Genomic DNA, 5150 nt, shown 5'->3' on the forward strand with positions numbered 1-5150 from the left:
CCTGCAAGCCTTCGACATCGCCTTCGACGGCCGACTCTCCCTCGGCCGCCGCTAACTCACACCACCCGAGTTACACCGTTCGTTGGACAGACCCCATCACCGGCGAGGGTCTGCATGCGACAAGCCGCTCCCTCGACGGCGAGCTGCCCAACCCGGAGAAGGTCCTCCCGACCGACACGCCCACCATCGTTACCGTAGACTACGCAACGCTCCGCGAAGCCCTCCAAGGCGTCGCCCTGGTCGCCGAAGGAACCGCCGCGCAGGTCGACCTCGACATCACCGAAGGCACGATCACCCTCCGCGGCGGGGACAAGAGCACCGGCCACGCAAGGGACTGGATCGACGCCGACCTCACCGGCGAACCCATGCGGATCTGCTTCAATGCGCAGTACCTGCTGAGCGCACTCTCATCGGTCGACGCCCCGAAGGTCCAGCTCACATTGGGCTCACCGACGAAGCCGGCACTCATCTACGCCGCTGGTGAATCCGTGGTCCAAGCCCGGTTCGTGGTCATGCCGATCAGGCGCACCGGCTGAGCTCATCGAGAAGACAGAACATGACGCCCACCAACCGCATCCCTGGGAAGGACGCTGCCGCCCTCAGGCGCCATCTCGACGCCAGCGGGTTCCAGGGCCTGGTCGTCCTCATCGGCGCCTCCGGATCGGGCAAGTCCCACCAGGCCGCCGCCTTCAGACCCGACCAGATCGCCAGCCTGGACCACTACCGGGCCCTCGCCTCCGGCCACTTCTCTGTCAAGTTCAGCGTGTTGAGTCGAGGCCGCGCTGGGACCAAGCGTCCTGGGCAGTATCTGGTGTCCTGGCGGCGGCTGGCGCCGGCGAGGGTGATTCGCCCGCACTCCGGGAGGTCAGCAGCCGGATCACTTCCTTCGGGTCGGTGCCGCTGCCGGGGCAGGTGAGGCCGAACCGGGTCGGCTCGGCGCGGGGCGATGATGTCCGGCCCGGCCGATGCCTCGGCCGCCGCATCGGCGTCGGCGAGCGCGCGGTAGGCGGAGGCGACGGAGGGGTACTGTCCGGCGTTCTCCCGGCCTTGATCGTGACTGGGGTGCGGGGTGCACGCCCGGAGATGCCTGCCAGCGGCGGAGCGATCTCCTGGAGACACGCGATCACCCTTACGCGAAAAAAGTTTCGCGTAAGGATTGACGTACATTCCGGACGGAAGGGACGCTGGAGATGCCCCTTCTCCCCGCTCCCGAAAGGAGCGAAGGTCATGAGCTCCCCACGTTCACTCTTCTCGCCCGTCATGGACACCGATTCCGCCCCCGGCCGTTCACGTCTGCGGTTCCCGGTGGCCGCGGTGCTGGCCGACCGTCTCGATGACACCGCGGTGGTGGACGTCGCGGTCCGGCTGGCCTCCGCCCGGGGTGCGCCGCTGCTGCTGATCGCCGTGATGCCCCCGCTGCCGCCACGGCTGGCACCGCGCCCGGACGGGGTGGCGGCCCGCGCGGTGCTGGGGCGGGCGCTGCCGCGCGTGGCCCGCGCCGGGATTGACTACCGGCCGGCCGTCTACCACCGGCCCACGAGCAGGGCTGGGCGCCTGTGTGAGGCGAAGGGCCTGCTAGACGTGGCCGTCGCCCACGGCTGCTCGGTGATGGTGGTCTCGCGCAGCGGGCCAGCGGGACTGGATGCGTGCACCGTGATGCAGGCGGCCGCGATCCGTGGCGGCCCGTTCGTCCTCGCGGCCTCGCCGGTGCCCTGGGCACCCCTGGTCGCGCCCTGCCCTCCGACCTGAACGAGCGTCGGCCCAACGAGGTCGGCCCCGGACCGCCCCACGGGGGGAGGGCGGCCGGGGCCGATGTCACGCACCCTAGCGCCGCTACGGGCTGCCGGGCAGCGGTCGGGAAGCGGCGGCGCGCTCGGTGTTGTCGGCGGGGGTGTCCTCACGGTGCAGGAAGGTGGCCAGCAGGTCACCGACGGGGTGGTCGGCCTCGGCGGGGTGGCGCAGGGCGACGGTGGGGTCGATGGTGTAGCGGTTGCGGCGGCCCACCCGTGTGCGGGTGAGGTATCCGGCCGCTTCGAGGTCGGCGACGATCAGCTGCACGGCGCGTTCGGTGATGCCGATCTGTTCGGCGACGTCGCGTCCGCGTGCTTCCGGGTCCCGGGCGAGGGCGATCAGGACGCGGGCGTGGTTGGTCAGGAACGTCCACTGGTCGCCGCGCGCGGCAGAGGGCTGGCTCATGATCCCCATCATACGAAGCCGCCTTCGCATAACCAACATCATTTCGCGAAAACTCATTGACGAAAAAGTTTTCGCGTAACTCTTGACGGGAATCAGGGTAGCGGGTGACGCTGAACACATCCCCACCTCCCGCCGAAAGGGGGTCACGATGTCCGCCCAGATCCTGACCCGGCCCGCCCCTACCAGCACGCCGCCGATCTCGCTGCCGCATCCGGTCACCGCACTGGTGACCAACCAGCCGGATGACTTCGCGGTGGTGGACGCCGCGGTCCGCCTGGCCGCCCCCCGCAAGGAACCGGTGCTGCTGGTCGCCGTCCTGCCCACCCAGCCCGAGATCCCCGAGGGGGCACGGGTGGACGCGCAGGCGGCCCGGCTGTTCCTGGCCCGGGTTATGCCCCGGCTGGGCAGTGCGGGTGTCGGCTACATCCCCGTCGCCCACCGCGTCCCGGCCGAGGGCGGTGGGCAGCCGCGACTGCGGGCCGCAGCCGGGGTGCTGGCCCTGGCCGCCCGGCACCGCTCACTGCTGGTGGTCGCCTCCAGCCGGGAATCGGCCGGGCTGGACGCGCACAGCCTGATCGAAGCCTCCGCCGTGCGTGGCGGGCCCTTCGTCTACGCCGTCGCCCCCGCCCGGTTCACCGTGCCGGTCGCCGGCGCCGGCCTGGGACCGGCCGACCTGTCCCCCGCCGGGGTGCGCAACGTGTGGACGCTCGCCCAGCGCCGCCTGCCTACGGCCGCTCGGCCGGTGGCCGAGGAGGCGTGATGGACGGGCTGACCGCGCTCGCCCCCTGGTGCCTGCTGGCGCTGGTCGACCTGACCGTCGGCGGTGTGTGCGTCGCCCTCGCGATGCGCCCGCGCCGCCGCACCCGCCCGGCGGCCGGTGTGACCGGGAGGTGAGCGCCTATGTGAAGTTCCGTCGGCGGCCCGGGCCCGGCTCTCCCTCCGCATCTCTGCCAGGGCCCGGCACCCGCCCCTCATCCCCGCCTCTGTCCCCCCGTCTTTCGTCCCAGGAAGCCGATCAACCATGAATGAACTGTCGTTCGCCGTCCCGCTGTGGGTGTGGGCCGCCGTCACCGTCGGCATCGGCGTGATGCTCGCCGTCGACTTGATCGCCCACCGCGACAACCACGTGATCGGCTTCCGCGAGGCCGCGCTGTGGAGCGGCCTGTGGATCGCCATCGGCCTCGGCTTCGGCCTCATCCTGTGGGCCTGGCAGGGCGGGGACGCGTCCTCCACGTACTACGCGGGCTATCTGATCGAAAAGGCCCTGTCGATCGACAACGTCTTCGTGTTCGCGCTGGTCTTCTCGTTCTTCGCCGTGCCGGACGCCTACCAGCACAAGGTGCTGTTCTGGGGCGTGATCGGGGCGCTGGCGGCCCGGCTGGTGTTCATCTTCATCGGCGCCGAGCTGCTGCAGGTGTTCTTCTGGACCGCCTACGTCTTCGGCGCGTTCCTGATCTGGACCGGCTGGAAGATGGCCGTCTCCAAGGACGAGGAAGTCCACCCCGACCGAAACCCGGTCGTCCGCCTGGTCAAGAAGCTCATCCCGACCGATCCGAAGTTCCACGGCGACAAGTTCTTCATCCGCGTCAGCGGCAAGCGCATCGCGACCCTGCTGTTCGTGGTCCTGGTCGCGGTCGAGGCCACCGACCTGATCTTCGCCGTCGACTCCGTCGCCGCCGTCCTGGCGATCACGACCAACACGTTCATCGTGTGGACCGCCAACGCCTTCGCCGTCCTCGGCCTGCGCAGCCTGTACTTCTGCCTCGCCGGACTGCTACGCCGCTTCCAGTACCTGCACTACGGACTGGCGGTCCTGCTCGCCTTCGCCGGCGTCAAGCTCATCCTGTCCGAGACCCCCGTCGGCAAGCTGCCCATCCCCCTCACCCTGGGCGTCATCGTCGTCACCATCACCGTCTCCATCGCCTGGTCGCTGATCGCCACCCGCGGCCAGAACGGCGACACCTCGCACGGCACCGCCCACCCGGACGAGGCCGCCGAGCCCGCACCGGCCACCGGCAGCCGCCCCGCCACCTCCTCCACGACCCCGTACCGCACGGAAGGGCCCCCGTCATGAGCACCTTGAGCCCCGGCCGGCACGTACACGCCCCGCCCGCCGCACCCCGCCCCGCCCCAGTCCACGTCTACACGCTCCCCGGCCGTCCGGCCGGCCGTGTCCTGGCCGTTCTCACCGGCGCCCGCGCCGACAGCGACGTCGCCGCCCACGCCGGGCAGCTCGCCGCCCGCACCGGGCAGAAGATCACCGCCGCCGTGGCCTTCCGTTCCACCGGCTTCAGCATCAACGCCCTGCTCCACCTCGCCCGCCACCGCCGCCTGAACCACCAGGCCGACGCCGTCCTCGCCGCCCACACAGGCGCCCTCACAGCGGCCGGCCACTACCAAAGCGCCGTCGTGGTGCTGCCCGCCCGCACCAACCCCTACCACCGCCTGCCCGCCCGCACCCTCGCCCGGCTGGCCGCCCGCACCGGCGCCGCCACCGTCCTCACCTCCGTGCCCATCCACCCGCCCGGCCCGCACCTCACCCCCAGCACAGCCACCGCAACCCGCACCGCCGATCCGCCCGCAACTTCCACCCCCGCCGCGTCGTTGAACGCCACGAACGCGGGTGCGCAACCGCGGCAACCCGGCTCCCCCGGCGGGCAACGCCCCAGCGCATCCGCCCTCTCCGGTAGAACCGGCCGGTGAAGCGCGCGGCCCCCGGGACGTCATGGCCTCGAACAGTCCCCGGGGCCGCCGCCCCTCACCGGCAGTTGAGGTTCGTGTGCTTGAGCGGCGAAAGCCGGGCGATGCGGGCTGGACAAGGACGGCGCTTCGGACGTGAGGCGAACTGTATGGATACGCCTAGAAGACTGCTGAAAATCTTGTTGTGGGGCCGCCCGGCCGGAGGCCGGGCGGCCCTTTCCTTTATGCGGTGGGCGGGACGATGTGCCAGGTGG

General features: G+C 71.1%; 6 protein-coding genes and 1 pseudogene. 6 read left to right on the forward strand and 1 reads right to left on the reverse strand.

The window, feature by feature from the left end:
• Nucleotides 1-536, forward strand: a pseudogene (locus ACWDAS_RS41255) (hypothetical protein); the annotation flags it as partial.
• Nucleotides 537-1227: 691 nt separating this feature from the next.
• Nucleotides 1228-1749 carry a universal stress protein gene (locus ACWDAS_RS41260; RefSeq protein ID WP_450401106.1) on the forward strand — a complete coding sequence of 174 codons (522 nt, stop codon included), beginning with the start codon at nucleotides 1228-1230 and terminating at the stop codon, nucleotides 1747-1749.
• A gap of 84 nt (nucleotides 1750-1833) precedes the next feature.
• Here the strand turns inward: ACWDAS_RS41260 and ACWDAS_RS41265 are convergent, their stop codons facing one another.
• On the reverse strand, nucleotides 1834-2196 hold the full coding sequence (locus ACWDAS_RS41265) for a helix-turn-helix transcriptional regulator (RefSeq protein ID WP_450401107.1): 363 nt from the start codon (nucleotides 2194-2196) through the stop codon (nucleotides 1834-1836).
• A 148-nt stretch (nucleotides 2197-2344) separates the two neighbouring features.
• Between ACWDAS_RS41265 and ACWDAS_RS41270 the strand changes: the two genes are divergently transcribed.
• The 4 genes from ACWDAS_RS41270 to ACWDAS_RS41285 all read left to right on the forward strand — a co-directional run bounded on the left by ACWDAS_RS41270 (nucleotide 2345) and on the right by ACWDAS_RS41285 (nucleotide 4899).
• Complete coding sequence (locus ACWDAS_RS41270) at nucleotides 2345-2956, forward strand: universal stress protein (protein WP_450401109.1); 612 nt, start codon at nucleotides 2345-2347, stop codon at nucleotides 2954-2956.
• Nucleotides 2956-3090, forward strand: a complete 135-nt coding sequence (locus ACWDAS_RS41275) for a hypothetical protein (protein ID WP_450401110.1) — start codon at nucleotides 2956-2958, stop codon at nucleotides 3088-3090. The genes ACWDAS_RS41270 and ACWDAS_RS41275 overlap by 1 nt, the downstream gene beginning before the upstream one ends.
• 127 nt (nucleotides 3091-3217) lie before the next feature.
• Nucleotides 3218-4270 (forward strand): TerC family protein, encoded by a 1053-nt coding sequence (locus ACWDAS_RS41280; RefSeq protein ID WP_450401112.1) that lies wholly within the window; start codon nucleotides 3218-3220, stop codon nucleotides 4268-4270.
• Nucleotides 4267-4899, forward strand: coding sequence for a hypothetical protein (locus ACWDAS_RS41285; RefSeq protein ID WP_450401113.1), 633 nt, complete (start codon nucleotides 4267-4269; stop codon nucleotides 4897-4899). The genes ACWDAS_RS41280 and ACWDAS_RS41285 overlap by 4 nt, the downstream gene beginning before the upstream one ends.
• Nucleotides 4900-5150: the final 251 nt, after the last annotated feature.

Source organism: Streptomyces sp. NPDC001070 (assembly GCF_053598835.1).

What these genes read in the sequence shown, in the direction of transcription:
- ACWDAS_RS41260 (WP_450401106.1), top strand. Translation starts at nt 1,228, where the DNA reads ATGAGCTCCCCACGTTCACTCTTCTCGCCCGTCATGGACACCGATTCC.
- ACWDAS_RS41265 (WP_450401107.1), bottom strand. Translation starts at nt 2,196, where the DNA reads ATGAGCCAGCCCTCTGCCGCGCGCGGCGACCAGTGGACGTTCCTGACC.
- ACWDAS_RS41270 (WP_450401109.1), top strand. Translation starts at nt 2,345, where the DNA reads ATGTCCGCCCAGATCCTGACCCGGCCCGCCCCTACCAGCACGCCGCCG.
- ACWDAS_RS41275 (WP_450401110.1), top strand. Translation starts at nt 2,956, where the DNA reads ATGGACGGGCTGACCGCGCTCGCCCCCTGGTGCCTGCTGGCGCTGGTC.
- ACWDAS_RS41280 (WP_450401112.1), top strand. Translation starts at nt 3,218, where the DNA reads ATGAATGAACTGTCGTTCGCCGTCCCGCTGTGGGTGTGGGCCGCCGTC.
- ACWDAS_RS41285 (WP_450401113.1), top strand. Translation starts at nt 4,267, where the DNA reads ATGAGCACCTTGAGCCCCGGCCGGCACGTACACGCCCCGCCCGCCGCA.